Below are 26,507 nucleotides of genomic sequence, written 5' to 3'. Positions count from 1 at the left end.
ACCTGCGATCCGGGGCGCCTGTACCTGCCGACGATCATGGACCCGGTCTACGGCTACCAGGTGACGAACGTCGAGGCGTCCATGGCCTCGCCCTCGTCCCTGCTGCACTGGACCCGCCGCATGATCGAGATCCGCAAGCAGAACCCCGCCTTCGGCCTCGGCACCTACACCGAACTGCCCTCCTCCAACCCCGCTGTGCTCGCCTTCCTGCGGGAGTACGAGGACGACCTGGTGCTGTGCGTGAACAACTTCGCGCGGTTCGCGCAGCCCACCGAACTCGACCTGCGGGAGTTCGCCGGGCGCCATCCGGTCGAGCTGTTCGGCGGAGTCCGCTTCCCCGCCATCGGCGAACTGCCGTACCTGCTGACCCTCGGGGGCCACGGCTTCTACTGGTTCCGGCTCACCCGAGTCGCATCCCGCATCGGCCGCCGCGTTTGACCGTGGGCCGAGGAAAGGACGCGTCACCATGCCGAAGACCGCACCCCTGCGCCCCAGACGCGGGCATCTCGCCGAGACCATGGCCTCGCTCGGCGAGCTGCTGCGGGAGTGGCTGCCGCGCCAGCGCTGGTTCGCGGGCAAGGACCGGCTCGTGGCCGAGCTCGGCCTGCTGTCGATGACCGAGCTCTTCCCGGGCTGTCTGCACCTCCTGGTGCACACCGGGCAGGGCCCCGTGCCCGCCCCGGGCGGCGGTCCCCCGGCCGGCGACTGCTACCAGCTGCTGCTGGGCGTGCGCGAGCAGCCGTCACCGCGCCTGGGCCGGGCGATCATCGGGCAGGTGCAGGACGGCCCGCTGGCCGGCCGGACGGTCTACGACGCGCTGCACGACCCCCGGTCGGCCCAGCTGCTCCTGGAACGGCTCCGGCACCCCGGCAAGGCGGGACCGCTGCGCTTCGAGTCCGACCCCGCGCGGCCGGTGCCCGGCGGGCTCGTGCCGAGGCTGCTGGACGCCGAGCAGTCCAACTCGTCGCTGATCTACGGCGACGAGTTCATCCTGAAGCTGTTCCGGCGCATCCAGCCCGGCGTCAACCCCGACCTGGAGGTGCCGGACGCGCTGGCCAGGCAGGGCTGCGGGCGGGTCCCCGCGCCGGTGGCGTGGATGCGGACGACCCATCCCTACGAGGCGACGCTCGGCGTACTCCAGCCGTTCCTGCACGACGCCTCGGACGGCTGGACCCTCTCCCTGAACGCGCTGGCGTCCGGGGACGACTTCACCGTGCAGGCCCGCGAGCTGGGGCGGGCGATGGCCGACGTGCACCTGGCGCTGGCCTCGGCGTTCCCGGCCGGCCCGCCCGGGGAGAACGGCCGGACGGCGGCGGCGATGACCGAACGGCTGACCGCCGCCGCGCACTGCGTACCGGCGCTGCAGCCCTTCGTGCCCGGGCTGCGGGGGGCCTTCGCGGCGCTGTCCACCTGCGACTCCGGGCCGCCCGCCCAGCGCATCCACGGCGACCTGCATCTGGGGCAGGTGCTGCGGGCCGGCCGGGACTGGTTCGTCATCGACTTCGAGGGCGAGCCGTCCCGCCCGCTGTCCGAACGGCGCAGCGCCCACTCCCCCTTGCGGGACATCGCGGGCATGCTGCGCTCCTTCGACTACGCCGCCCGGCAGCGCCGCCCGTGGCGCCCCGAGTGGGCGCGCCGCTGCCGGGAGGCGTTCTGCGCCGGCTACGCCGCCCGCGCCGGGTGGGACCCCCGTAAGAAGCACGGCCTGCTGCGCGCCTACGAGACGGACCGCGCCGTGTATGAGGTGCTGTACGAGGCCCGGCACCGCCCCGACTGGCTTCCCGTACCCATGGCGGCGATCGAACGACTCGCCGTGAGAGGAGACTGACCCGTGGCCCTCCGCGACACCTCGCTTCCCGAGCCGTCCGGTCCCGTCCCGCCCACACCCGGTGCGTGCGGAACCGCCCCGCCCCTCGACCCGACCGACCGCGGGCGCCTGCTGGCGGGCGCCCACCACGACCCGCACGCCCTGCTGGGCGCCCACCCCGTCCCGGGCGGCATCGCCTTCCGGGCGCTGCGCCCGTTCGCCCGCGAGGTGAGCGTGGTCGTGGACGGCGAGCGCCACGGCCTCGTGTCGGAGGAGGACGGTCTCTTCTCCGGTGTGCTGCCCCTGGCGGAGATCCCCGCCTACACCCTCGTGGTGACGTACGAGGAGGGTGAGCGGGAGACGCACGACCCGTACCGCTTCCTGCCCGCCCTCGGCGAACTCGACCTGCACCTGATCGGCGAGGGCCGGCACGAGCAGCTGTGGCAGGCCCTCGGCGCGGAGCCGATGACCCACGAGGGCGTCACCGGCACCCGGTTCACGGTGTGGGCGCCGAACGCCCAGGGGGTGCGGGTCGCCACGGACTTCAACCACTGGGACGGCACGGCGTTCCCGATGCGCTCGCTCGGTTCGTCCGGGGTGTGGGAGCTGTTCCTGCCGGGCGTCTGCGAGGGCACCCGGTACAAGTTCGAGATCCACTCGCGGTACGGCCACCGGTTCCTCAAGGCCGACCCGATGGCCCGCGCGGCGGAGGAGCCGCCGAACACCGCGTCCGTCGTGACCGCGACGGCGTACGAGTGGGGCGACGCGGAGTGGATGCGGACCCGGGCCGAGACGCCCGTGCACGAGGCGCCGTTCTCCGTGTACGAGGTGCACCTGGCGTCCTGGCGGCCGGGGCTGTCCTACCGCGAGCTGGCCGAGGAGCTGCCCGCGTACGTCAAGGACCTCGGCTTCACCCACGTCGAGCTGATGCCGGTCGCCGAGCACCCGTACGGCCCGTCCTGGGGCTACCAGGTCACCGGCTTCTACGCGCCCACCGCGCGCCTCGGCTCGCCCGACGACTTCCGGTACCTGGTCGACGCGCTGCACCGGGCCGGTATCGGCGTGATCATGGACTGGGTGCCGGCGCACTTCCCGAAGGACGACTGGGCGCTGGGCCGCTTCGACGGGGACCCGCTGTACGAGCCCGGGGACTCCCGGCGCGCGGAGCACCCGGACTGGGGGACGTACACCTTCGACTTCGCGCGTACCGAGGTGCGCAACTTCCTCGTGGCGAACGCCGTGTACTGGTGCGAGGAGTTCCACATCGACGGGCTGCGCGTGGACGCGGTCGCCTCGATGCTCTACCTGGACTACTCGCGCGACTCGGGCCAGTGGGAGCCCAACCAGTACGGCGGCCGGGAGGACCTGGCGGCGATGGCGTTCCTCCAGGAGATGAACGCGACCGTCTACCGGCGCTGCCCCGGCGTGGTGACCATCGCGGAGGAGTCGACCGCGTGGGGCGGGGTGACCCGGCCCACCGACACCGGCGGGCTCGGTTTCGGCCTGAAGTGGAACATGGGCTGGATGCACGACTCACTGGAGTACGTCGCGCACGAGCCGGTGCACCGCAAGTACCACCACCACGAGATGACCTTCTCGATGGTGTACGCCTACAGCGAGAACTACTGCCTGCCGATCTCCCACGACGAGGTGGTGCACGGCAAGCAGGCGCTGGTGTCGAAGATGCCGGGCGACTGGTGGCAGCGGCGGGCGAACGTGCGCGCCTACCTCGGCTTCATGTGGGCGCATCCGGGCAAGCAACTGCTGTTCATGGGGCAGGAGTTCGCGCAGGGCGCCGAGTGGTCGGAGAAGCAGGGCCCCGAGTGGTGGCTGCTGGACGAGGGGTACCACTCGGCGTCCGACCACCGCGGGATCCAGGACCTGGTCCGCGAGCTCAACACCCGCTACGGGCGGACGCCGGCCCTGTGGCAGCGCGACACCGATCCGGCCGGTTTCCGGTGGGTCGCCGTGGACGCGGCCGAGGACAACGTCTTCGCGTTCCTGCGGTACGACGCGGAGGGCACTCCGCTGCTGGCGGTGTCGAACTTCTCCCCGGTCGTCCGGCACGAGTACGGCCTCGCCGTCGGCGACGAGGTCACCGCCTGGCAGGAGGTGCTCAACACCGACTCCGAGCAGTACGGCGGCAGCGGCGTGGGCAACCCCGACCCGGTCAAGCCCGAGGACGGGAGCCTCCGGATCGCCCTCCCGCCGCTGGCGACGGTGTGGCTGATGCCGTACGCCCTGTGAGGCGCGGCGGCGCGACCAGGTGTCCGACCGCCTTCCTGGGGCAGTCGATGGTCCAACGGACCGAGACGACCTCGTCGCCGCCGCGACCGGGCCCACAGAAAGGCGGCATCACGTGCGCACCGTCGGAGTGGAGGAGGAGCTCCTCCTGGTCGACCCCGGGACCGGTGAGCCGCGGGCGCTGTCCACCGCCGTGCTCGCCCGGGCCTCACTGGACGATGCCGAGCAGGACGTGTTCGAGAAGGAACTGCACGAGCAGATGCTCGAGTTCGCCACGCATCCGCAGTCGGACATGGAACGGCTGCACGCGGAGATCGTCCGCTGCCGTGCGGAGGCCGGGGGCCACGCCGGGGAAATCGGCTGCGCCGTGGCCGCGCTCGCCACGTCGCCGCTGCCGGTGACCCCGTCCGTCGGCGTGAACCGCCGCTACGACTGGATGGCCGAGCAGTACGGCGTCGTCGTCCAGGAGCAGCTCGTCCTGGGCTGCCACGTGCACGTCTCGGTGGAGTCCGACGAGGAGGGCGTCGCGGTGATCGACCGGGTGCGGCCCTGGCTGCCGGTGCTGGCCGCGCTGAGCGCGAACTCGCCGTTCTGGCAGGGCAGGGACTCCTCCTACAGCAGCTATCGCAGCCGGGTCTGGCAGCGCTGGCCGTCGGCCGGTCCGACGGAGCTGTTCGGTTCGGCGGAGACCTACCACCGGCGGGTCGCGGACATGCTCGCCACCGGCACGATCCTCGACGACGGGATGATCTACTTCGACGTCCGGCTCTCCCAGCGCTACCCGACGGTCGAGTTCCGGGTCGCGGACGTCTGCCTGGACGCGGGCACGGCCGTCGTCGTCGCGGCCCTCGCCCGCGCGCTGGTCGGCACGGCCGCGCGGGAGTGGCGGGAGGGCACGGAGCCGGCCGAGCACAGTGTGAGCCTGCTGCGTCTCGCGGCCTGGCGGGCGGCCCGGTCCGGGCTGACGGAGGAACTGCTGCATCCCGCGACGATGCGGCGGATGCCGGCCGAGACGGTCGTACGGGCGCTGCTGGACCACGTCGGGGACGCGCTGGCCGACTACGGCGACCTCGACCGGGTGCGGGACGGCGTCGGCGAACTGCTGCGGCACGGCAACGGTGCCCGGGTGCAGCGCGAACTGCTGGAGCGCACCGGCAGCCTGCGGAACGTCGTCACCGAGTGCGTACGCCGTACTCAGGCGGCCTGAGACGCCCCGCGGGGCCGTCGCTCCTCGTACCTCCTCAGAGGATCAGGACCAGGGCGTAGCCCAGGAAGCCCGCCGCGATCAGCACCACCAGGGCGAGGATCACGGTCAGGGGCGCCTTGGCCCAGCCCTTGGAAGGGTTGTTGCCCTCCCACGGGCCCGCCTCGGACATGCTGCTCTCCCCCGGCGGGGTCTCGCCGGGCGGCACACCGCCTCCCTGCTCCAGTCCGGTGGTGCGTTCGGGTTCCGGGTCGGGGTTCGTATAGCTCATGCCGTCCGGGTCCCCCGATCCGGCCGAGATCACCAGGCGGGAACACTTCCGCCGTCCCGGCCCCCCGCCGCCTGCGGCTCCGCTACATTCCGAGCACGGCCGATCACAGGAATCGTCGGTGCTCGTCCGTGGGGTCCACCGTCCGTACATGTCAGGAGCCAGCGCATGCGCGACCTCGCTCTCGCTCCCCCGGCCGTCTCGCCCCTGACCGGCGGGCTCGCCGACAGCCTCTTCGAGACGGCCGCCCGCAGTCCGACCCTGCCGATGCTCGCCCGCCGTACCGGGCCGGAATCCACCGTCTGGCACGAGGTGACGGCCGTGGAGTTCCGCGACGAGGTGGCCGACCTGGCCAAGGGGCTGATCGCGTGCGGGATCTCGCCGGGCGACCGCGTGGCGATCCTGGCCCACACCCGCTACGAGTGGACGGTCTTCAGCTACGCGCTGTGGACGGTGGGCGCCGAGGTCGTGCCGATCTACCCGACCTCCTCACGCGACCAGGTCGAGTGGATCCTGCGGGACGCCGGCTGCGTGGCCGTGGTGGTCGAGGACGAGCAGAGCGTGATGACCGTCGGCTCGGTGTGCGCGTCGCTGCCGTCACTGCGCCATGTCTGGCAACTGGACGCGGGCGTGATGGACACGCTCGTGGCGCGCGGCGAGTTCCTCCCGTTCGCCACGGTCGACTCCATGCGCCGCATCGTGCTGCCGGACTCCACCGCGGTCGTCGCCTACACCTCGGGCACGTCCGGCCGCGCCATGGGCTGCGCGCTGAGCCACCGCGGCCTGGCCAGTCCGTGCGACACGCTGCTCGAGGGCTGGGGCCACACGGTCGCGCCGCCCGGGGAGCAGGGCGCCGTCCTCGCCTTCCTGCCCTTCTCCCACGTGTACGGGCTGATGATCCAGAGCCTGTGCGTCCGGGGTGGGCTGCTCATGGCGCACGAGCCCGCGATGACCGGGGAGGCGCTGGCCTCGGCCCTGCGCTCCTTCCGCCCGACCTACTTCTACGCCGTCCCGTCGGTACTGGAGAAGCTGTACAAGACCTTCCTGCGCACGGCCCAGAAGGCCGGCCGCGGAGCCCTGTTCGAGCGGGCCGCCGAGACGGCGCGGGACTTCGCCGCCGCGCTGGAGCGCCAGCGGCTGGGCAGGGGGCCGGGGCCCGGCTTCGACCTCCGCCTCCAGCACGCCCTGTACGAACGGACGGTGTACCGCCGGCTGCGGAGCGCGCTCGGCGGTCGGGTGCGCCGCGCGACATCCGGTGGCTCGCCGCTCAGCCGTGAGCTGTCCCTCTTCTTCGAGGGCATCGGCGTCTATGTCCACGACGGCTACGGCCTGACGGAGACCAGCGGCGGACTGACGATGCAGCCGCTGGGCCGGGAGAAGTCCGGCACCGTAGGGCAGCCGCTGCCCGGCATGGAGATCCGGGTGGCCGACGACGGGGAGATCCTGGTGCGCGGGCCGTCGCTGTTCCAGGGATACGTCGGTGACGAGGCCGCCACCCGTGAGGTGCTGCGCGGCGGCTGGCTGGCCACCGGGGACATCGGGCACCTGGACGACGAGAACTATCTGGCGATCACGGGCCGCAAGAAGGACATCATCATCACCAGCGGCGGCAAGAGCGTGGCCCCGGCCGCCCTGGAGCAGCGGCTGCGCATGCATCCGCTCGTCCACCAGGCGGTGGTCGTGGGCGACAACCGGCCCTGCGTCGGCGCCCTCATCACGCTCGACCCGGAGTTCCTGACGCACTGGCGGGCGGGGTTGACCCTGCAGGGCGACGCCCCGGCCCGTGAGGCGCGCGAGGAGAACGCGCTGCGGGAGGAGGTCGCGCGGGCCGTCGCCGCGGCCAACAGCGCCGTCTCGCGTTCGGAGTCCATCCGGGTCTTCCGCGTCCTGCCCGATCCGTTCGACGTGGCCAACGGGCTGCTCACCCCGTCGATGAAGCTGCGCCGGGACGAGATCGTACGGACCTACGCCTTCGAGATCGACGCGATGTACGAGGCGCGGTCGCACCGCCGGCCGCCGGCCCCGCCGGCGGACCCGGCCGGGTGGGAGGACTCGGACAACGTGTTCTTCCGGTGACCGGGTACGCCGGCAGACGTGCGCGGGCGCACCGGTGGGGTACCGGCGCGCCCGCGCAGTCGTCGTCCGGTGTGCCGGCCGGGTCAGCCACCCACGTACCAGCTGAAGCCGCCGCTCGACGCGCTCACCGCGAGCAGGACGGCGAAGAGGACGAGGGCCAGGATGCCGAGCACGACACCGGCCTTGGCCATACCCGCGCCGCCCTTGGCCGGGGCCTGCCGCAGTCCGACGGCGCCCAGCACGATGGCGACCGGTCCCAGAATGACGTTGAGGAAGAACAGGCCGATGATTCCGCAGCAAAGACTCGCGATGGCCAGACCGTTCGTGCGTGACCTGGACGACGCGGCAGGGGAACTGCCGTAACTGGTCATCAGATATCTCCCGAGTGGGGTAGTCGGACACGGGCGCCCCCTCGCGGAGCGCCCTGGTGTGTTCCGCCTTCCGGGTTCCCTCGCAATCCGCTCCGTATTCCGGGGAATTCGCCGGGGGTGACGGGACAGTCACCCGCGGCCACCTCGCCCCGGCCCGCACAACGAGGCGCGTAGGGTCGGCCGGCACGGGAACTAACAAACGAAGGGAAAACGAAGAAGGGACAACGCCCGGCGGATGCCGGGCCGGGAAGGCGAAATGGCAGCCGAGTCGCGTTGGGACAGGACACTGGCTTCCGAGGAGATCACGAACCGCACCGCCAGCTTCACCGGGGAGCTGCACAATGTGACCGGTGCGCGCCTGGTCGCGGAGGAATTCCTCTACGACCTGGCCCGTGCGTCACCACCCTCGCAGCCCGAGCACTGGGACGACATCCTCCTGGTCGTCACGGAGCTGGCGGCGAACGCGGTGCAGTACGCCCCGGGACCGTTCACGCTGCGGCTGCGCCGCACCTTCGACGGAGTGCACGTGGTGATGCACGACACGAGTACGACCGAACCCGCGCCGCGCCCCTTCCATCCGAGCAACGGCGGCGGCGGCATCGGCTGGCACCTGATCCACACCCTCTCCGACCAGGTGAGCGTCGTCACCGCCGAGCGGGGCAAGGACATCCACGTCTTCCTGCCCTGGTGACCGCCCCGGTCACGCGGCGCCCGCGTCGCGCAGGGGCACCAGCACGCTGATCGCCTTGCCGCCTCCCGGGTGCCGGTCGACGGCGATGTGGCGGGCCAGACGGGCGACGAGCGGCCAGCCGTAACCGCTCCCATGGTGCCTGGTGGGGAACTCGTAGGCGGCCCTGGGCACCACCGCGCTGTTGTCGTGAACGGCGATCCACACGCCCTCACCCATGGGCCGGACCTCGAACCCGGCCAGTCCGCCGCCGTGCCGGATCGCGTTGGTGACCAGCTCCGAGACGACGAGCAGCAGGTCGACGACGTCCTCGTCCCGCACCCCGCGGCCCGAGCCCCACTGCGCGCGCGCCACCGACTCCGCGTACGCGCGTGCCGTCGCCGCGCTGGTCACGGCGCCCGACTCCGGTGCGCCGGACGGCGCGAAGCCGGATGAGGCCGTGGACGTCCCGTCGGTTGGTTCCATGTCAGTGGTGTCCCTGGTCTTCGCCGTGCTGTCGTTCGGCGCCGGTTCAGTCCGCGGTGGTGTCCTGCGGCGGCAGCCGGTGGTAGTAGTCGCCGACGGACGCCAGGTACTCCCGGTCCATCGTCTCGCTGTCGGTCCGGAACCGGGGCGCGGCCTTGACCTCCGCCCTGGTGCAGGCCACCGTGACGGTACGGGCCTCGGTGTCGATGCCCCTGACCACGCCGACCGGCACGAGCACGCTCCGGCCGAAGACCCAGACGCCGGTGTCGACGACCAGGTGCCGCATGCCGAAGTGGTCGGCCTGGCGGTCCACGTGACCGATGGTGCCGTCGTTCGCGACGACGGTGCAGCCCGTCAGGTCCTGTTCCTCCGTGTAACCAGTGCCCGCCGCGTACGACCAGATGCTCTCCATCGGCACGCTGTCCCTTCCCTCCCGCGTGGGTGACGACTGCGGGGCCGGGCCGACGCCACGGGCCGGACCGGCTCCACAGCAGCAGATACCCGGCCCGGGCCGCCGCATTCGGACGCCGTGGGCCAATCGGCGGCGGCGAGATCCACCGGGCTGCCCCACGGCCGGTTCCGCGTGCGCGGCCCGATCCGTCCGGAGCGCGCTCCACCAGGTGACGTCCCGCTTTGTTCGGACCCGCCACCTGGGTTAGCCTCTGGCGTATTTTTCTCTTTGGGCAATCCGTGAACTGCGGAAATGCGTCCACAACAGGCCGGACCGGGCAATCGGCCCGGCAGGGGGTCGTCGAGTCCTCGGTCCGAGGGCTCCTGGGGAGCGGAACGAGGGTGCGCATGACCAGCGACAGCGCCGGTACCGTCGAGGCGGTTCCGGGCGATCAGGAGTTGCGCCGTCTCCTTGCCGGCCTGACGGCCGTGCGGGACGGCGACTTCGGCACTCGTCTGCCGGACGAGGCCGATGGCCTGATGGGCGACATCGCCAAGGTCTTCAACGGCATGGTGGACCAGCTGTCCGTGTTCACCTCGGAGGTCACCCGGGTGTCCCGCGAGGTGGGCACGGAGGGGACCCTCGGCGGACAGGCGAGGGTGCCGGGCGTCTCGGGCACCTGGGCCGACCTGACGGACTCGGTCAACGCCATGGCGGGGAATCTGACCACCCAGGTCCGTGACATCGCCCAGGTCGCCACGGCGGTGGCCAAGGGCGACCTGTCGCAGAAGATCGACGTGGACGCCCGCGGCGAGATCCTCGAACTGAAGAACACCATCAACACGATGGTCGACCAGCTCTCCGCCTTCGCCGACGAGGTCACCCGCGTCGCCCGCGAGGTCGGCACCGACGGGCGGCTCGGCGGCCAGGCCGACGTCCAGGGCGTCAAGGGCACGTGGCGCGACCTCACCGACTCGGTGAACTTCATGGCGGGCAACCTGACCAACCAGGTCCGCAACGTCGCCCAGGTCGCCACCGCCGTGGCCAAGGGCGATCTCTCCCAGAAGATCACGGTGGACGCCCGCGGCGAGATCCTCGAACTGAAGAACACCATCAACACGATGGTCGACCAGCTCTCCGCCTTCGCCGACGAGGTCACCCGGGTCGCCCGCGAGGTCGGCACCGAGGGCAACCTGGGCGGCCGCGCCCAGGTGCGCGGGGTGTCGGGTACCTGGAAGGACCTGACCGACAACGTCAACTCCATGGCCAACAACCTCACCGGCCAGGTCCGCTCCATCGCCCAGGTCGCCACCGCCGTGGCGCGCGGCGACCTGTCGCAGCGGATCACCGTGGAGGCCAAGGGCGAGGTCGCGGCGCTGGCCGACGTCATCAACACGATGGTCGACACGCTGTCGGCGTTCGCCGACGAGGTCACCCGGGTCGCCCGCGAGGTCGGCACCGAGGGCCGGCTCGGCGGCCAGGCGCAGGTGCCGAACGTCGCCGGCACCTGGAAGGACCTCACCGACAACGTCAACTCCATGGCCAACAACCTCACCGGCCAGGTGCGCAACATCGCGCTGGTGACGACCGCGGTGGCCCGGGGCGACCTGTCGAAGAAGATCGACGTCGACGCGCGCGGCGAGATCCTGGAGCTCAAGACGACGATCAACACGATGGTCGACCAGCTCTCCGCCTTCGCCGACGAGGTCACCCGCGTCGCCCGCGAGGTCGGCACCGAGGGCCGGCTCGGCGGCCAGGCCGAGGTGGAGGGCGTCTCCGGTACCTGGAAGCGCCTCACGGAGAACGTCAACGAGCTGGCCGGCAACCTCACCCGCCAGGTCCGCGCGATCGCCGAGGTCACCTCCGCCGTCGCCGAGGGCGACCTGACCCGCTCCATCAACGTGGAGGCGTCGGGCGAGGTCGCCGAGCTCAAGGACAACATCAACTCCATGGTGGAGTCCCTGCGCGAGACCACCCGGGCCAACAAGGAGCAGGACTGGCTCAAGACCAACCTGGCCCGGATCTCCGGCCTGATGCAGGGGCACCGGGACCTGCCCGTGGTCGCCGAGCTGATCATGGACGAGCTGGTGCCGCTGGTATCGGCGCAGTACGGCGCTTTCTATCTGGCCGAGGACGGCGACGAAGGGCCCGAGCTGCGGCTCGTCGGCTCCTACGGCTATCCCGAGGACGCGAACAGGCCCACCCGCATCGCCTTCGGCCGCACCCTGGTCGGCCAGGCCGCGCGCAGCCGGCGCACCATCGTGGTGGACGAGCTGCCGGCCGGCTACGTGACGATCTCCTCCGGGCTCGGCGAGGTGGCGCCGACCGCCCTGGTGCTGGTGCCCATCGTGGTCGAGGGACAGGTCCTCGGCGTCATCGAGCTGGCGTCGGTCGCCGCGTTCACGCAGATCAACCGGGACTTCCTGGAACTGCTGATGGAGACCATCGGCGTCAACGTCAACACGATCGTGGCCAACGCCCGCACCGACGAGCTCCTCTCCGAGTCGCAGCGCCTGACCGCCGAGCTGCAGGCCCGTTCCGCCGAGCTCCAGGTCCAGCAGGAGGAGCTGCAGCGCTCCAACGCCGAGCTGGAGGACAAGGCGTCCCTGCTGGCGACGCAGAACCGGGACATCGAGGCGAAGAACCTGCAGATCGAGCAGGCCCGGCAGGAGCTGGAGGCCCGCGCCCAGCAGCTGTCGCTGGCCTCGAAGTACAAGTCCGAGTTCCTGGCCAACATGAGCCACGAGCTGCGCACCCCGCTCAACAGCCTGCTCATCCTCGCCCAGCTGCTCGCCCAGAACCCGTCGCGCAACCTCACCCCCAAGCAGGTCGAGTACGCGGGCATCATCCACTCCGCGGGATCGGACCTGCTCCAGCTGATCAACGACATCCTGGACCTGTCGAAGGTCGAGGCGGGGAAGATGGACGTCGCACCCGAGCGGGTGTCGCTGCGGCAGCTCATCGAGTACGTCGAGGCCACCTTCCGGCCCATGACGACGCAGAAGGGCCTGGAGTTCACGGTGTCGACGGCCGCCGGAGCGCCGGCGGACCTGCTGACCGACGAGTCCCGGCTGCGTCAGGTGCTGCGCAACCTGCTGTCCAACGCGGTGAAGTTCACCGAGCGGGGCGGGGTGGAGCTGGCCGTCGAACCGGCGTCGGACGACGAGGTGCCCGCCGGCGTGCTCCGGGGCGGAGCGGTGGTGGCCTTCCGGGTGAAGGACACCGGCATCGGCATCCCCGAGCAGAACCTGGAGTCGATCTTCGGCGCGTTCCAGCAGGCGGACGGCACGACCAGCCGCAAGTACGGCGGCACCGGACTCGGCCTGTCCATCACCCGGGAGATCGCCCAGCTGCTCGGCGGCGCCGTCACGGTGGACAGCACGCCCGACCGGGGCAGCACGTTCACGCTCTTCCTGCCCGTGGCCCGGCCCGATTTCGAGGAGCTGCTGGACCGGGGCGCGGAGCACGCCCCGGCCGCGTCGCCCGCCGACGTGCTCAACCGCCCGGCGGCCGTGCCCGAGCTCACGGGCGGCCACCGCCGGCGTCCGCGGCGGCTCCTCGTCCTGGAGGAGCGGCCGCGCGGTCTGCTGACCCTCGTCGCGGAGAGTGTGATCACCGACCTGACGCACGGACGGGACGACGCGGGCGACCGGCCCCCGCTCGACGTCATCACGGCCGTGGGGGCGCAGGAGGCCGCGGGCGCGCTCGCGGCCGAGCCGTGCCACTGCGTCGTCCTGGAGCTGGGCATGCCGGACTCGGAGGCGTCCCGCTTCCTTGAGGCGCTGCGCGGCGACTCCGCGCTGGCGAGCGTGCCGGTGCTGGTGCACAGCGGTCACCGCGCGGACGCGGCGCTGGAGGAGAGACTGCGCTCCGGGGCGCAGGGCGGGGCGCTGGAGTTCCTGTCCAGCCTCGACGAGCTGCGCGAGCGCATCGCGCTGCACCTGGCCGCCGAGGAGCCCGGCGACGTCCTCTCCCTGGTCCGGCCCGAGGAGCCGCAGCACCTGGCTCCGGACTCCGTGGACGACTCGTCGGCCGGGCGCACCGTCCTGGTCGTCGACGACGACGCGCGCAACCTCTTCGCGCTCAGCGGGATCCTGGAGCTGCACGGTTTCCGGGTCCTGCACGCGGAGAACGGACGCCGGGGCATCGAGACGCTCGTGGACCACCCGGACGTCGCTCTGGTCCTGATGGACGTGATGATGCCGGAGATGGACGGCTACACGGCGACGGCCGAGATCCGCCGGATCCCCCGGTACGCCGAGCTTCCGATCATCGCGGTCACCGCGAAGGCGATGCCCGGCGACCGGGAGAAGAGCCTCGCCTCGGGCGCCAGCGACTACGTCACCAAACCCGTCGACACCCGGGACCTCATCGCCTGCGTCCGACGGTGGCTGCCCGCATGAGCGTGCCGGCCCCCGTCCCGTACACCGGTGGGCCGGGCGGTGCGCGGCACGTCCCGTCGCGCTCCGTGGCGGCCTCCAGCCGAGGAGCGTCCTCATCGTGAACATGTCCCAGCAGCCACGCGGGCCGGCCGGCGACGCGCCGCGGGACGCGGCCACGCCGCCCCCGGCGTCCGGACCGCGGCAGTCCGGCGCGGTCGACGGGCCGGCCGCCGGCTTGCGCGCGATGGCCCCGCTGTCGCCCGTGGGCAGGCTCGCGGCCACGGTGGACCGGCTCAGCCGCGAGGTGCGGGCCGCCCAGGCGGAGGCCGAGGGCCGGGCCCTGATCGAGCTCGCCAAGGGCATCCTGGTCGCGCGGCTCGGGTGTGGTCCGGCGCAGGCCGCGCGGCAGCTCGCCGAACTGGCCGAGCAGTCCCAGGTGACTCCCCTGGAGTTCGCGGTCGACGTCATCAACCAGGCAGCCCGGGACCGGATGTCGGAGGTGACGGACGCGTTCCTGACGGCCACCGCCGCCGTGCGGGCCACGGACGCCGACGACGGCGACGACGACGGGGACGCCGGCGAGACGGTGGCCGAGTCGGCCGCCGTACGCCTGCGGGCGGCCGAGAGCGGCGCGCTGGCCGCGGACGACACCCAGGCCGTGGCCGACGCCCTGCTGGAGCAGGCGCTGCGCCCGCTCGGCGCGGTCGCCGTGGCCATCTGGGCGGCCGGGTACGACGGGTCGCTCACATTGGCCGGCAGTGCGGGGTTCTCCCCGGCCGAGGCCACCCGCTGGCGTTATGTACCGCCGGACGTGGCGACGGTGGCCCGGTCAGGGCTGACCGAGCGCGAGGGCCAGTGGATCACCTCGCTGGCCGGAACCGGGCTGCCCAGCGTGGGCCGGCACCAGTATCCGGACGGCGGCAGGGTCGCCGTACCCGCCGGTACCGGGGGGCGTATCCACGGCGTGCTGGAGATCGCCTGGCCGGTGCCGCTGGCTCCGCAGCCGCCCCAGGTGGTCCGTCAGGTGGAGGCCCTGGCGGAGCTGTGCGCGCACACCCTGGAGTCGTACACACCGGCGGACGGTGCCGGGCAGGAGCCGCCCGTCATGCCGGACTCGGTGGAGCTGATGGACCTGGCCGACGGTCTGTACGACCCCGCCCTGGTCCTGGTGCCGCACCTGGACGCCGCCGGCAACCTGGCGGACTTCCGCATCCAGCACGTGAACAAGGGCTTCCTGGATCCCGCGGGACGGCCGCGTGCAGTCGTGCGCGGCGCGCTGCTGCTGGAGGCCTACCCGATGGCCGCCGGGGACAGCGAGCTGTTCCAGAACGTGGAACGGGTGTACGCCACGGGCGAGCCGTTCCGGGCCCGGCGCATCAACCTGACCGCGCTGGTGGACCAGGTGCCGCTGTCGGCGGTCGCGGACATCAGTGTCAGCCGGCACGGCAACGCCGTGCTGCTCATCTGGCGCATCGAGGACGAGACGGCCCGGCTGGCCAGCCTCCTCCAGCACGCCCAGCGCCTCGGCCGCATCGGCGGCTTCGAGGAGAACCTGCTGACCGGCGAGATCACCTGGAACGGACAGCTGTTCGACCTTTACGGGCGTCCGCAGACGAGTACGCCGGTGCCGCTGGAGGAGTTGACCGCCCACGCCCACCCCGACGACGCCGTCACCATCGGCCGGTTCCTGCGCACGCTCCTGCACCACCGGCGGCCGGCGTCGGCGGCGTTCCGGCTGCAGCGGCCCGACGGGGTGACCCGGCACGTCCGGGCGGTGGCCGAACCGGTCCTGGACACCGACGACCGCCTTCTCGTCGTACGGGGGGCGTACCAGGACATCTCGGCGCAGCACTGGACCGAGGTGGCGCTCGCCGCGACGCGCGACCAGCTGGCGCACAGTGAGCAGCAGGCCATCGAACGCAACCGGCTGACCCTGCAGTTGCAGCACGCCATCATGCCGCCGGAGCAGACCCCGCTCAAGGTGCCGGAGCTCCAGGTGGCCGTCCGGTACCGGCCCGCGGAGACGGAGCAGTTGGTGGGCGGCGACTGGTACGACGCCGTGATGCTGCCGAGCGGGCGGGTGCTGCTGTGCGTGGGGGACGTGGCCGGGCACGGCATAGAGGCCGCGACCAGCATGGTCGTGCTGCGCAACGCCCTGCGGGGCCTCGCGGTGACCGGCGCCGGGCCCGGCCAGCTGCTGTCGTGGCTCAACATCGTGGCGCACCATCTCACGGGCGGGGTCACCGCGACCGCGGTGTGCGGGCTGTACGACCCGGCCCGGCGCACGCTGCGCTGGGCCAGGGCGGGCCATCTGCCGCCGGTGCTGGTCCGGGGCACGGTTGCCAAGCCGCTGCCGCTGCTCAAGGGCATGCTGCTGGGAGCGGTGGCGGAGGCGGTGTACGAGGAGGACGAAGTGCAGCTGGCCGGCGAGGACACGCTGCTGATGTACACCGACGGCCTGATCGAACGCCGCGACCGCTCGGTGGAGGAGTCGCTGGCCCAGCTGCTGAGCACCGTCCGCCCGACGCCGAACACCCTCGACCAGCACCTGGACCGGCTGCTCACCTACAGCAGGTCGGACACGGACGACGACACGTGCCTGGTGGGCATCCGGGTCGGGTGACGCAGGACACGGGATTCCGGTCCCGACCCGACAGGTGTGACGAACGGATTCGGGGGTAATCGCCGGGCGCGGTGGGACATGATGACGCCCCACCGCCCGGCCGTATTGTTGGAGGTACACGTGCCCATAGCCCAGAACCCGCTGTCCGTCGAAGTGACGCTGCCCCGGGAGGAGGTCGCGCTGCTCACGGTGGAGGGCTACCTGGACGTCGACACCGCGACCGAGCTTCAGCACCACCTGGCCAACCAACTGCACCACGGCCGGCGGCACTTCCTGCTGGACCTCTCCGAGGTGCCGTTCATGGACTCGTCCGGCATGAACATCATCCTGCGGGTCTATCAGGAGGCACGCGAGCTGCCGGGCAGTGTGCACATCATCTCGCCCGCCCCGGCGGTGCGGCGCGTCCTGGACCTGACGGGGGTGAGCCTCACCGTGCCGGTCTCCGAGAGCATCGACGAGGCACTCTCCCGCGTCGACGCCGAGCCGGAGGGTCCGCATATACCGGAGGTGTGAGTTCCCCCTCCTACCCGGCGCTCATCCGGACCGTTCACGCGGGAGCAGGTGTCGTACGAGGTCGGCGGGTGGTTACAGTTGTCGCCCGGCAGAGTCACGTCGCCGTCACGTCGCCTCCCGGGGCTGTGCGGCGCAATGCGGATGAGGAGTGGAACAGGTGCCGGAACAGGCGGAGGGAACAGCGGGATCGCCGACGAACGAGGTCAGGGACTTTCTGCGGCGGCGCCGTGAGCAGATCGCCCAGCGCTGGGCGGACGAGCCGTTGTTCCGGGCCGTGTTCACCGTCTCGCGCGACGAGGCGGTCGAGGCGGGCAAGGCCGTGGTGGACGCGCTGGCCCAAGTGGCGGACGCGGCGCGGGTGGAGGACCCGGACGCCGCCGGATTCACGTCGGTGCGCGAGCAGTTGGCGCGGATGGGTGCGGCCCGCTCGCGGGCCGGCCTGAGCACCGCCCAGGTGTCGAGCGAACTGGCGGCTCTGCGCCAGCCGGTCGAGAACCTGCTCGTGGCCGACCTCCCGGACGCCTCCGCCGAGCACGCCCGGGACTGCGTCACCACGCTGAGCGTGCTGATGGGCACCCTGCGGGTCGTGGTCATGCAGACGGCGCTCAGCGAGGGGCAGGCACTCATCGACCGCCAGCGGCTGCAGTTGCTGGAGGTGGCCACTCCCGTCATAAAGCTGTGGGACGGCATCGTGGCCGTCCCGCTGATCGGGACGCTCGACAGCGCCCGCAGCCAGGTCGTCATGGAGACCCTGCTGGAGTCCATCGTGGAGCAGCAGGCGCGCTACGCGATCCTGGACATCACCGGGGTGCCGACCGTCGACTCGCTGGTGGCCCAGCACCTGATGAAGACGGTCGCGGCGGCCCGGCTGATGGGCGCCGAGTGCATCGTCTCCGGCATCCGGCCCGCGATCGCGCAGACCATGGTCCACCTCGGCCTGGACCTGGGCACCGTGGTCACCCGGGCGAGCCTCGCCGACGCGCTGGGCTACGTGCTGCACCAGCTCGGAGTCGGCATCGTCAACCCCGTCGCGAACGGTCCGGTCACGCGGTGAGCGAGGCATTCCCGGGGCCCCACGCGGGGCCCGTGACGGGTCATGTTCCGGTCCTCCGGCTCGGCGAGGTGCTGTTGGTCACCCTTCAGGGAGACCTGCACGACAGCACGGCGCAGCAGCTCCAGCAGGATCTCGCCGAGACCATCTCCCGCAGTGGCGCCACCGGTGTGATCATCGACATCTCCGGTGTGGAGATCGTCGACTCGTTCCTCGGCCGGGTCCTGGCGGAGATCGCCGGGCAGACCGAGTTGCTGGCCGCGCGCACCGTGCTGGTCGGCATGCGGCCGGCGGTCGCGATCACACTGGTGGAGCTGGGCCTGACGCTGCCGGGGGTGCATACGGCACTCAGTACCGAGGTGGCTCTTGACCTGCTGACGCGGCACGCCCCGTCGTCCCACTTCGGCGGCCTGCGCCAGGAGAGTCCGTGATGCACACTGCCGCGGGCGCACAGGCCCGCCTGCCGATCCGTTCGGACATGGATCTGGTGTGGGTACGCCAGCACGTGCGGCAGGCCGCCGCCCAGATCGGCTTCGGTCTGGTGGACCAGACGAAGCTGGTCACGGCGGCCAGCGAACTGGCCCGCAACACGCTCGTGTACGGCGGCGGTGGAACGATGGAGACGGAGCCTCTCGCCGAGGGGGGAACCCGTGGACTGCGGCTGACCTTCAGCGACGAGGGACCGGGCATCGCGGACCTGGAGCAGGCCCTCAGCGACGGTTTCACCTCGGGGGGCGGTCTGGGCATGGGGCTGGGCGGCGCGCGGCGGCTGGTGCACGAGTTCGCGATCGAGAGCAACCCGGGGGCGGGCACCACCGTGCGGGTGACCTCCTGGGTGGGCCGGGCACCCCGCCCACGTGAGGAGATCTGATGCCGCGCGTGTGGGACGTCCCGGTGCACGACTCGACCCGGGTGCGCGACGCCCGGGTGGCCGCGGAGCACGCGGCGGTCCTGGCCGGGCTGGACGAGCAGCGCACCGCCACCGCGGCGCTGGTGGCGACGGAGCTGGCCACGAACCTGCTCAAGCACGCCGGGGGCGGTCGGGTCCTCATCGACGTGGTCGCGCCTACCGTGCTCTCGGCCGACCGTGACGGCGAGTCCCGGCTCGTGCAGGTCGCCACGGTCGACCACGGCCCGGGGATCGCCGACGTGTCCGCCGCCCTGCGGGACGGTTTCAGCACGACGAACTCCCTGGGCGCCGGTCTCGGCACCTGCGCGCGCGTCGCCGACGACTTCGACCTGCACAGCGGCCCGGGGCGGGGCACGGTGGTGGTCGCCCGGGTCGGCGCCGTACCCGACGGCCGTGCCGCGGAGCCCGGTCCGGCGGCCGGGGTACGGGCCGGCGCGGTGAACGTCCCCTTCGGCGGGGACGACTACTCGGGCGATGCCTGGTCATGGGCCCGGGCCGGAGACCGGGTCACGCTGATGCTGGCCGACGGGCTCGGCCACGGCCCGGAGGCGGCCCGCGCCTCGACCGCCGCCGTCGAAGCGCTGCGCGGCTCGGCCCACCTCGCGCCCGCCGAGGCGCTGCGGCGGCTCGACACGGCGCTGGGCGGGACCCGCGGCGCGGCCGTCGCGGTGGCCCAGGTCGACACGCGTGCCGCGGTGCTCAGGTTCGCCGGCGTCGGCAATATCGGGGCACGGCTGTGCGCGGGCGGCACCTGGCGGCACCTGTTGTCCCGGCCCGGCATCGTCGGCACCCACCGGCCCACGACCCTGCGCGAGGAGGAGGTGGCCTGGGCGGACGACCGGGTGCTGGTCCTGCACAGCGACGGTCTGCCGAGCCGCTGGACCCCGACGCCCGACACCTGCAGCACGGCGGCCGACCCGGCGGTGACAGCCGCTGTGACGGTCCGTGACGCCAGCAGTTCCGCCCGCCCGGTGCGGGACGACACCGCCGTGGCCGTACTGGCCTCGACCCCGCCGGACACCCGATGACCCGTACCCCACACACCACCGACGCGGCCCGGTCACGCCCCACCACCGCGCACCCGGCCGCGGCTCCCGGCACGGCACGACTGGAACCCACGCAGGAGGACATCACCGCGACCGGCTCGGCCCCGACCCCGCTGGACCGCACATGACCCGCACCTGGCAGATCACCGACATCACCGACGCGGCCCAGGCGCGCATCACCACCGCGCGCCTGGCCGCGGCCTACGGTGTGCCGCCCCTGGAGCGGGCGCGGCTGGTGGCATCGCTCGGCGCGCAGCTGCGGCTGTGTCTGACCAAGGGCGGTACCTGGCGGCTCACCCTGGAGGCGGGCACGGCTTCCCGTGCCACGCCGGAGGCCGGGGAGGGTGTGCTGCACGCCGTACTGACGCCGTCGCACGACGCCGCGGCCGCCGGGGAGCCTCCGTGGCGGGTCACGGTGCCCTGCCCCGAGGCCGTGCCGACCGTCGATGCCGACGCGTCCGCGGACGACCCGACCACGTTGGCCGAGGCCCTGCTGGGGGCCGACGAGGACACGGCGCTGGTGCTGGACAGGCTCACCGAGCAGGAGGACCTGGTCGACTTCCACCGGGAGGAGCTGCACCAGACGAACCAGGGCGTCGTGGCCCTGCACGCCGAGCTGGACGCCGCCGGACGGGCCCAGCGGGAGGCGTTCGCCGCCGAGCGCAAGGCGCGCACGGAGGCGGAGAACGCCCGTCGCAGGCTGACGTTCCTGGCGGACGCGAGCGCCGTGCTGACCGCGTCGCTCGACCACCACGAGATCGTGCGCCGCCTGCCGGAGCTGCTGGTGCCGGAGTACGCCACGAGCGTCGACGTCTGGCTGTTCGATCAGGAGGGCGACCGGCCGGGGCCCGCCCATCCGGCCGCCGCCGTGGTCGCCGCGCGCACCGGGCGGCCCCAGTACGCCGCCGCTCACCCCGGCGGCCTGCCCGGCGTCGACGACCAGCCGCCCTCGGCGCTGGACCCTCGACGGCCCCTGCTGTGCATCCCGCTGCCGACCCGGCAGGCGCCCCTGGGCGTGGTGACCCTGTCCCCGCCCGGGGAGCGCTGGGACCCGGACGACGCCGTGATGGTGATCGAGCTGACCCGGCGGGCCAGCATCGCCATCGACCATGCCCAGCGCTACCAGCACAACCGCGACATCGCGGAGACGCTCCAGCGTGCCCTGCTGACGGAACTGCCCGCGCCGCCGGGGCTCGGCCTGGCCGCCCGCTATCTGCCGGCCACTCACGGGCTGAACATCGGCGGCGACTGGTACGACGCGTTCCGCCAGCCCGACGGCGGCGTCATCGCCGTGGTCGGCGACGTGACCGGGCACGGGCTGCGCGCGGCCGTGATGATGAGTCAGCTGCGCACCGCGCTGCGCGCCTACGCCGTCGACGGCGGCAGCCCCGGCCGGCTCCTGACCCGGCTGCACACCTTCCTCCACCACCTCCAGCCCGACCTCTTCGCCACCGCCGTCATCGCGCGCTTCCACCCCGACGACCCCACCATGACGTGGGCCGCCGCCGGCCACCCGCCGCCGGTGCTGCGTACCCCGGACGGGCGGGTCCAGACACTGGACGCGAAACCGGGGGCGATGCTCGGCATCCCGCTGAAGCAGGAGATCGCCGACCACACGGTGCGGATGGCGCCGGGCTCGACGCTCGCGCTGTACACGGACGGCCTGGTGGAGCGCCGCGCCCGGGGCATAGACCCGGGCATCGCGCGGCTGGCCGAGGCGCTCGGGTCGTTCGGCCCGGCGGAACTGGAGGCGGACCTGGAGGGTTCGGCGGACGGCATCCTGCGTCCCCTGCTCAGCGACTCCGAGCGGGACGACGACGTGTGCCTGCTGCTGTGCCACCTGCGCGAGTCCGGCTGACCCGCGCCGACACCGTCCGCCGACCGGAAGGTCCCGGGCGGTTCGCTCCCGCCCGGCGCGCCGCGGGCCCGGGCGGGGCATGGCGGTGATCGGAACGTGTCGCCTGCCTGCCGCGCCCGGCTGGCCGAACCGGCGTGGGCGCGGTGGGATCGACGAGGTGCGAAGCAGCGATCCAGGGGCAGGCGAATGGCGTTCGCGGCAGACCGCCTGGAGCCGCAGAAAGGGATGAACACCGTGACACGACCCAGGATCCTGGTGGTCGGCGCAGGTTTCGCCGGCGTGGAGTGCGTCCGCCGTCTGGAGCGGAAACTCTCCCCCAACGAGGCCGACGTCACCCTGGTGACGCCATTCTCCTACCAGCTCTATCTGCCGCTGCTGCCCCAGGTCGCCTCCGGGGTGCTGACGCCCCAGTCGATCGCGCTCTCCCTGCGCCGCAGCAGCAAGTACCGGACCCGGATCATCCCGGGCGGCGCCATCGGCGTGGACCTCAAGGCGAAGGTCTGCGTGGTGCGCACCATCACCGACCAGATCGTCAACGAGCCGTACGACTACATCGTGCTGGCCCCCGGAAGCGTCACCCGCACCTTCGACATCCCGGGGCTCACCGACAACGCGTTCGGCATGAAGACGCTGGCGGAGGCCGCCTACATCCGCGACCACGTCATCTCCCAGCTGGACCTCGCCGACGCCAGCCAGGACCCCGCGGAGCGCGCCTCCCGGCTGCAGTTCGTGGTGGTCGGCGGCGGTTACGCGGGCACCGAGACCGCGGCCTGTCTGCAGCGGCTGACGCACGCGGCCGTCAAGCGCTACAACCGGCTCGACCCGAGCCTGATCAAGTGGCATCTGATCGACATCGCCCCGAAGCTGATGCCCGAACTGGGCGACAAGCTCGGACGCGACGCGCAGGAGGTCCTGACGCGGCGCGGGATCGAGATCTCCCTCGGCGTGTCCATCGAGAAGGCCGACCCCGAGGAGGTCACCTTCACGGACGGCCGGGTGGTGCCCACCCGCACGCTGATCTGGACCGCCGGAGTGGTGGCGAGCCCGCTCATGGCCACGCTCGGCGCGGAAACGGTCAAGGGACGGCTCGCGGTCACCGCCGAGATGTGCCTGCCCGACCACGACGGAGTGTTCGCGCTCGGCGACTCCGCCGCCGTCCCCGACCTCGCCAAGGGCCAGGAGGGCGCTGTCTGCCCGCCCACCGCCCAGCACGCCATGCGGCAGGGCCGGCACGTCGCCGAGAACCTGATCGCCACCCTGCGCAACCAGCCGAGGCGGCCGTACGTCCACAAGGACCTGGGTCTCGTCGTCGACCTCGGCGGCACCGACGCGGTCTCCAAGCCGCTCGGCGTCGAACTGAAGGGTCTGCCCGCCCAGGCCGTGGCCCGCGGCTACCACTGGTCGGCGCTGCGCACGGGCGTGGCGAAGGCCCGGGTGGCGGCCAACTGGACGCTCAACGCCATCGCCGGCGACGATTTCGTCCGCACCGGCTTCCAGGCCCGCAAGGCGGCCAAGCTGAAGGACTTCGAGTACACCGACGCCTATCTGACGCCGGAGCAGGTCCGGAAGCAGGTCGAGGGAGCGGGCCGGGCGCAGCTGTGACCCGGCGGCGGTGGTCCGCTCGCGGCATGACATGCTGAGAAGTGGATCTCGGCGTGAACCGGCCGGGCATCGGGCGTGAATCGGGAGAGTGTACGGCGGCGTGAAGGCAGCGGGGCGCTCGGTGCGGACACGGCTGCGGGACCGCGTCGCCGCGTCCGACCCCGGGCTGCTGCGGCTGACGGCCGGGCTTCGGACGGTGGGCGCCATCGCGCTGGCGCTGGCGGTGCTCGCCGCCTTCGGTGCGGACGTCACGCATCTGGTGGCGGGCGCCATGGCGGCGATGGTCGCCACCTTCGCCATCCGGGAGAAGGAGCCCAAAGGGCAGGCAGTCACCCTCGCGCTGGGCCTGCCCGTCGCCCTGGCCTCGGTGTCGATCAGCGCCCTGCTCACCTCGCGGGTCGTCATCGGTGACGTCTTCTTCGTCGTACTGATCTTCTGTGCCGTCTTCGTCCGCCGGTTCGGCGACCGCGGCACCGCGCTCGGGCTGATCGGCTTCCAGGTCTACTTCGTGTCCCTGTTCGTCGGCGCGAAGGTGTCGGTGCTGCCGGGGCTGTTGGGTGCCATCGCGGTGGCGTTCCTGTGCAGCGCGGTGGTGCGCTTCGCGGTGGTGCCGGAGACACCGGCGGGCGTCCTCCAGCGGCTGCGGCAGGCGTTCCGCGCCCGGCTGGCGCAGCTGATCGCCACACAGAGCGAGCTGCTGGACGCCGGTCCGGACGGGATCGAGAAGACGCTGGAGCACCTGCGCGACGGCACCGCGCGCCTGCACGAGACGGCCCTGATGATCCAGTCCCGGCTGGAGGAGGGCACGCCCGACGCGTCCACGGCGCGTCTGGTGCAGCGGCGCATCGCGGACGCCGAGATCGCCGCCGAGCGCCTCGGCCTGCTGCTGCTGACCGCGCGCAGCGCCGAGCGGGCGGACACCCTGACCCTGCATCTGCCGGGCGCGCCCGCGCCCTCGGTGGGCCGCTCACCGGCGCCCGGCGAGGCCACGGAGATCCTGCGTCGCGATCTCGGGGCGCTGCGCACGCTGGTGCTGCGGCCGCCCGCCGAGGCGCGCGGTACCGCGCTGTCCCACCTGCGCAACCGGCTCCTCGGCTACCGCGACGAGGAGAACCTGCCCGAGGCGATCCCGGCGGTCCAGGACGTGTTCCGCGGCATCGGTGAGACCGCGCGTGCGGTCATGGGCCTGCGGATCGCCCTGGACGGGCCGCAGGACGAGTCGGACGACACCCCCGCGACGACCCGTTCCCGGGAGGAGCTGGACGCCGAGGACGCCGCCATCGACGGCGGTGAGGAGACCGCCCCGAAGGAGGAGCCGACCGGGCTGCGGCGGCCCACCACGCGCGCCGCGGTGCAGGTGTCGGTGGGGTCGTCGCTGGCCATCCTGGGCGGCGAGCTGCTGTCCGCCGAGCGCTGGTACTGGGCGGTGCTCGCGTGCTGGATCGTCTTCCTGAACACGGCCTCCACCGGCGAGATCCTCGTCAAGGGCTACCGCCGTGTGCTGGGCACGATGCTCGGGGTGGTGGCCGGCATCGTGCTGGCGGGCCTGGTGGGCGGCCACACGTGGATCGCGTTCGGGCTGGTGCTGCTGTTCATCTTCGCGATGTTCTACACGGCTCCGCTGTCGTACACGCTGATGTCGTTCTTCGTGACGGCGATGCTGGGACTGCTGTACACGCTGCTGCACACCTACAGCCTGTCGGTGCTGCTGCTGCGGGTGGAGGAGACGGCGCTCGGCGCTGCCTGCGGGATCGTGGCGGCGGCGCTGGTGCTGCCGATACGCACCGACCGGCGTACGAACGAACTGCTCGGCACGGTGCTGGAGCGGCTCACCGACGTCACCGAGGGGGCGGTGGACCAGCTCAGTGGCGGGCCGGCGGCCGATCTGCTGGACACGGCGCGGGAGCTGGACCAGGCGCTGGGCGATCTGCGGGCCGCCACGCAGCCGCTCACCCATCCGATCACGCCGCTGCGGGCCCGGCGCAACACCGCCCAGTACGTGGTCGCGCTGCTGGAGACCTGCGCGTATCACGCCCGGTCCCTGGCCGCGACGGCCGAGCTGCTGCCCGCCCATCCCTCGATCGCGGCCGACCCGCGGCTGCGCGGGGCGGTGCGGCGCACGGTGCGCAACATCGAGGCGATCGCCGCCCGCGTCGCCGACGAGGACGCGGAGACCGAGGTGGAGACCGGACCGAGCATCGCCTCGCTGCTGGCACCGGACGCCGCCGGGGTACCGCGGTACGGCCGCATCACCGGCCGGGTACTGCGGCACCTGGAGCGCCTTGACGAAGCGGTCGTGGGTCTGGCCCGGCCGCTGGGCGTGCCCGTCGCGCCGCCGAAGCGGTGACGCTCAGAAGTCGCTGGGCAGACCGCTCGCCTCGGCGATGCCGCGCAGCTCCTCGTTCTGCACGTGGCGTTCCTTGAGGTAGTCGGCTATCTCCCCGAGGCGTTCGGGGTCGGAGGCGGTGGCCGCGTCGGTGACGACCCGGACCGGGCCGGTCTCGTCGGTGCTGATCTCGACGACCTCGTTGTCCAGTCGGCCCGTGACCGCGGTGGCGATGACCAGGGCGGCCTCGTCCCTGATGGCCTGGGGCAGCGCCTCGGCGTTGTCCCCGTCGAGGGAGAAGTCGATGGTGGGCATCTGGTGCTCGTCGATCGCCTGGAGAACGGGTTCCACCACGCTGAGCAGGAGCTGGTAGTCGTCGGTCTCCATGCGTATGCGCAGGAGGTCGAGGTAGACGTCCACGGGACGTCCGTCCGGCGGAGGAATCTCGTGTTCGTTCATGCGCCCCGTGTTCCCCGTGCGGCGCGGCTCAGACGCGGCGCCATCGCGCGAGGGCGAAGGAGAACCCGCCGAACAGCATCAGACCTGCGGCGACGCAGATCAGGAGCCAGGGCCCGAGCGGGGTTTCGGCGAAGGAGCGGAGGGTGTCGTCCAGCCCCTTCGCCTTGTCGGCTTCGTAGTCGACGGCGGCCCGCACGGCGAAGGCGCCCGCCGCGGCGAAGAC

General features: G+C 72.4%; 23 protein-coding genes. 17 read left to right on the top strand and 6 right to left on the bottom strand.

The genetic code is table 11. The features are described from left to right. The 4 genes from EBH09_RS39570 to EBH09_RS34255 all read left to right on the top strand — a co-directional run. On the top strand, nucleotides 1-438 hold a 438-nt coding region (locus tag EBH09_RS39570; protein ID WP_238697525.1), incomplete at its 5' end, for an alpha-glucosidase C-terminal domain-containing protein. Nucleotides 439-466: 28 nt separating this feature from the next. Further along, the gene (locus EBH09_RS34265) at nucleotides 467-1,828 is read left to right on the top strand and encodes a maltokinase (protein WP_121750695.1); all 1,362 of its coding nucleotides are present in this window, start codon (nucleotides 467-469) and stop codon (nucleotides 1,826-1,828) included. Nucleotides 1,829-1,831: 3 nt separating this feature from the next. Next, a complete protein-coding gene (gene glgB, locus EBH09_RS34260) occupies nucleotides 1,832-4,054 on the top strand; it encodes a 1,4-alpha-glucan branching enzyme (RefSeq protein ID WP_121750694.1) in 2,223 nt (740 codons plus the stop codon). A gap of 112 nt (nucleotides 4,055-4,166) precedes the next feature. Next, the gene (locus tag EBH09_RS34255) at nucleotides 4,167-5,258 is read left to right on the top strand and encodes a glutamate--cysteine ligase (protein WP_121750693.1); all 1,092 of its coding nucleotides are present in this window, start codon (nucleotides 4,167-4,169) and stop codon (nucleotides 5,256-5,258) included. 34 nt (nucleotides 5,259-5,292) lie between these two features. Here EBH09_RS34255 and EBH09_RS34250 read toward each other — a convergent pair whose 3' ends face one another. Then, on the bottom strand, nucleotides 5,293-5,526 hold the full coding sequence (locus EBH09_RS34250; RefSeq protein WP_121751149.1) for a DUF6480 family protein: 234 nt from the start codon (nucleotides 5,524-5,526) through the stop codon (nucleotides 5,293-5,295). A 165-nt stretch (nucleotides 5,527-5,691) separates the two neighbouring features. Between EBH09_RS34250 and EBH09_RS34245 the strand changes: the two genes are divergently transcribed. Continuing rightward, nucleotides 5,692-7,599 (top strand): AMP-dependent synthetase/ligase, encoded by a 1,908-nt coding sequence (locus tag EBH09_RS34245; protein WP_121750692.1) that lies wholly within the window; start codon nucleotides 5,692-5,694, stop codon nucleotides 7,597-7,599. A gap of 83 nt (nucleotides 7,600-7,682) precedes the next feature. Here the strand turns inward: EBH09_RS34245 and EBH09_RS34240 are convergent, their stop codons facing one another. Next, nucleotides 7,683-7,970: a DUF4190 domain-containing protein gene (locus tag EBH09_RS34240; protein WP_121750691.1), complete on the bottom strand. Its 288-nt coding sequence runs from the start codon at nucleotides 7,968-7,970 to the stop codon at nucleotides 7,683-7,685. Nucleotides 7,971-8,226: 256 nt separating this feature from the next. Between EBH09_RS34240 and EBH09_RS34235 the strand changes: the two genes are divergently transcribed. Next, on the top strand, nucleotides 8,227-8,661 hold the full coding sequence (locus EBH09_RS34235) for an ATP-binding protein (RefSeq protein WP_121750690.1): 435 nt from the start codon (nucleotides 8,227-8,229) through the stop codon (nucleotides 8,659-8,661). 9 nt (nucleotides 8,662-8,670) lie between these two features. Here the strand turns inward: EBH09_RS34235 and EBH09_RS34230 are convergent, their stop codons facing one another. Both EBH09_RS34230 and EBH09_RS34225 read right to left on the bottom strand, forming a co-directional pair. Next, a complete protein-coding gene (locus EBH09_RS34230; protein ID WP_121750689.1) occupies nucleotides 8,671-9,123 on the bottom strand; it encodes an ATP-binding protein in 453 nt (150 codons plus the stop codon). A gap of 46 nt (nucleotides 9,124-9,169) precedes the next feature. Then, a complete protein-coding gene (locus tag EBH09_RS34225; protein ID WP_121750688.1) occupies nucleotides 9,170-9,535 on the bottom strand; it encodes a PRC-barrel domain-containing protein in 366 nt (121 codons plus the stop codon). A gap of 386 nt (nucleotides 9,536-9,921) precedes the next feature. Here EBH09_RS34225 and EBH09_RS34220 point away from each other — a divergent pair, with 386 nt between their 5' ends. The 11 genes from EBH09_RS34220 (at nucleotide 9,922) to EBH09_RS34175 (ending at nucleotide 25,846) form a co-directional block, all read left to right on the top strand. After that, the gene (locus EBH09_RS34220; protein WP_121750687.1) at nucleotides 9,922-13,917 is read left to right on the top strand and encodes a HAMP domain-containing protein; all 3,996 of its coding nucleotides are present in this window, start codon (nucleotides 9,922-9,924) and stop codon (nucleotides 13,915-13,917) included. Nucleotides 13,918-14,140: 223 nt separating this feature from the next. Then, the gene (locus EBH09_RS34215; protein WP_238697589.1) at nucleotides 14,141-16,519 is read left to right on the top strand and encodes a SpoIIE family protein phosphatase; all 2,379 of its coding nucleotides are present in this window, start codon (nucleotides 14,141-14,143) and stop codon (nucleotides 16,517-16,519) included. Between the two features lie 120 nt (nucleotides 16,520-16,639). Beyond that, entirely contained in the window at nucleotides 16,640-17,032 is a 393-nt protein-coding gene (locus EBH09_RS34210) for an STAS domain-containing protein (RefSeq protein WP_121750685.1), read from the top strand. Between the two features lie 157 nt (nucleotides 17,033-17,189). After that, on the top strand, nucleotides 17,190-18,086 hold the full coding sequence (locus tag EBH09_RS34205) for an STAS domain-containing protein (RefSeq protein WP_121751148.1): 897 nt from the start codon (nucleotides 17,190-17,192) through the stop codon (nucleotides 18,084-18,086). Further along, the gene (locus tag EBH09_RS34200) at nucleotides 18,083-18,514 is read left to right on the top strand and encodes an STAS domain-containing protein (protein WP_121750684.1); all 432 of its coding nucleotides are present in this window, start codon (nucleotides 18,083-18,085) and stop codon (nucleotides 18,512-18,514) included. The genes EBH09_RS34205 and EBH09_RS34200 overlap by 4 nt, the downstream gene beginning before the upstream one ends. Beyond that, on the top strand, nucleotides 18,514-18,954 hold the full coding sequence (locus tag EBH09_RS34195; protein ID WP_121750683.1) for an anti-sigma regulatory factor: 441 nt from the start codon (nucleotides 18,514-18,516) through the stop codon (nucleotides 18,952-18,954). Before EBH09_RS34200 ends, EBH09_RS34195 begins: the two co-directional genes overlap by 1 nt. Continuing rightward, nucleotides 18,954-20,021, top strand: coding sequence for an ATP-binding SpoIIE family protein phosphatase (locus EBH09_RS34190; RefSeq protein WP_121750682.1), 1,068 nt, complete (start codon nucleotides 18,954-18,956; stop codon nucleotides 20,019-20,021). The genes EBH09_RS34195 and EBH09_RS34190 overlap by 1 nt, the downstream gene beginning before the upstream one ends. Next, a complete protein-coding gene (locus EBH09_RS38105; protein WP_193776683.1) occupies nucleotides 20,018-20,167 on the top strand; it encodes a hypothetical protein in 150 nt (49 codons plus the stop codon). Before EBH09_RS34190 ends, EBH09_RS38105 begins: the two co-directional genes overlap by 4 nt. Next, complete coding sequence (locus tag EBH09_RS34185) at nucleotides 20,164-21,897, top strand: PP2C family protein-serine/threonine phosphatase (protein ID WP_121750681.1); 1,734 nt, start codon at nucleotides 20,164-20,166, stop codon at nucleotides 21,895-21,897. Before EBH09_RS38105 ends, EBH09_RS34185 begins: the two co-directional genes overlap by 4 nt. A gap of 225 nt (nucleotides 21,898-22,122) precedes the next feature. Next, nucleotides 22,123-23,499 (top strand): NAD(P)/FAD-dependent oxidoreductase, encoded by a 1,377-nt coding sequence (locus EBH09_RS34180; RefSeq protein ID WP_121751147.1) that lies wholly within the window; start codon nucleotides 22,123-22,125, stop codon nucleotides 23,497-23,499. Nucleotides 23,500-23,599: 100 nt separating this feature from the next. Next, entirely contained in the window at nucleotides 23,600-25,846 is a 2,247-nt protein-coding gene (locus EBH09_RS34175; protein WP_193776682.1) for an FUSC family protein, read from the top strand. A 3-nt stretch (nucleotides 25,847-25,849) separates the two neighbouring features. Here EBH09_RS34175 and EBH09_RS34170 read toward each other — a convergent pair whose 3' ends face one another. Then, a complete protein-coding gene (locus EBH09_RS34170; protein WP_121750679.1) occupies nucleotides 25,850-26,284 on the bottom strand; it encodes a hypothetical protein in 435 nt (144 codons plus the stop codon). 28 nt (nucleotides 26,285-26,312) lie between these two features. After that, a partial coding sequence (locus EBH09_RS39565; RefSeq protein ID WP_238697524.1) for a DUF1206 domain-containing protein occupies nucleotides 26,313-26,507 on the bottom strand: 195 nt, incomplete at its 5' end.

Source organism: Streptomyces sp. E2N166 (assembly GCF_003671715.1).
Lineage (GTDB): Bacteria > Actinomycetota > Actinomycetes > Streptomycetales > Streptomycetaceae > Streptomyces > Streptomyces thinghirensis.
This window is presented reverse-complemented; position numbering and strand designations above follow the sequence as displayed.

What these genes read in the sequence shown, in the direction of transcription:
- EBH09_RS34265 (WP_121750695.1), top strand. Translation starts at nt 467, where the DNA reads ATGCCGAAGACCGCACCCCTGCGCCCCAGACGCGGGCATCTCGCCGAG.
- EBH09_RS34250 (WP_121751149.1), bottom strand. Translation starts at nt 5,526, where the DNA reads ATGAGCTATACGAACCCCGACCCGGAACCCGAACGCACCACCGGACTG.
- EBH09_RS34245 (WP_121750692.1), top strand. Translation starts at nt 5,692, where the DNA reads ATGCGCGACCTCGCTCTCGCTCCCCCGGCCGTCTCGCCCCTGACCGGC.
- EBH09_RS34240 (WP_121750691.1), bottom strand. Translation starts at nt 7,970, where the DNA reads ATGACCAGTTACGGCAGTTCCCCTGCCGCGTCGTCCAGGTCACGCACG.
- EBH09_RS34235 (WP_121750690.1), top strand. Translation starts at nt 8,227, where the DNA reads ATGGCAGCCGAGTCGCGTTGGGACAGGACACTGGCTTCCGAGGAGATC.
- EBH09_RS34230 (WP_121750689.1), bottom strand. Translation starts at nt 9,123, where the DNA reads ATGGAACCAACCGACGGGACGTCCACGGCCTCATCCGGCTTCGCGCCG.
- EBH09_RS34225 (WP_121750688.1), bottom strand. Translation starts at nt 9,535, where the DNA reads ATGGAGAGCATCTGGTCGTACGCGGCGGGCACTGGTTACACGGAGGAA.
- EBH09_RS34220 (WP_121750687.1), top strand. Translation starts at nt 9,922, where the DNA reads ATGACCAGCGACAGCGCCGGTACCGTCGAGGCGGTTCCGGGCGATCAG.
- EBH09_RS34215 (WP_238697589.1), top strand. Translation starts at nt 14,141, where the DNA reads ATGGCCCCGCTGTCGCCCGTGGGCAGGCTCGCGGCCACGGTGGACCGG.
- EBH09_RS34195 (WP_121750683.1), top strand. Translation starts at nt 18,514, where the DNA reads ATGCACACTGCCGCGGGCGCACAGGCCCGCCTGCCGATCCGTTCGGAC.
- EBH09_RS34190 (WP_121750682.1), top strand. Translation starts at nt 18,954, where the DNA reads ATGCCGCGCGTGTGGGACGTCCCGGTGCACGACTCGACCCGGGTGCGC.
- EBH09_RS38105 (WP_193776683.1), top strand. Translation starts at nt 20,018, where the DNA reads ATGACCCGTACCCCACACACCACCGACGCGGCCCGGTCACGCCCCACC.
- EBH09_RS34185 (WP_121750681.1), top strand. Translation starts at nt 20,164, where the DNA reads ATGACCCGCACCTGGCAGATCACCGACATCACCGACGCGGCCCAGGCG.
- EBH09_RS34180 (WP_121751147.1), top strand. Translation starts at nt 22,123, where the DNA reads ATGAACACCGTGACACGACCCAGGATCCTGGTGGTCGGCGCAGGTTTC.
- EBH09_RS34170 (WP_121750679.1), bottom strand. Translation starts at nt 26,284, where the DNA reads ATGAACGAACACGAGATTCCTCCGCCGGACGGACGTCCCGTGGACGTC.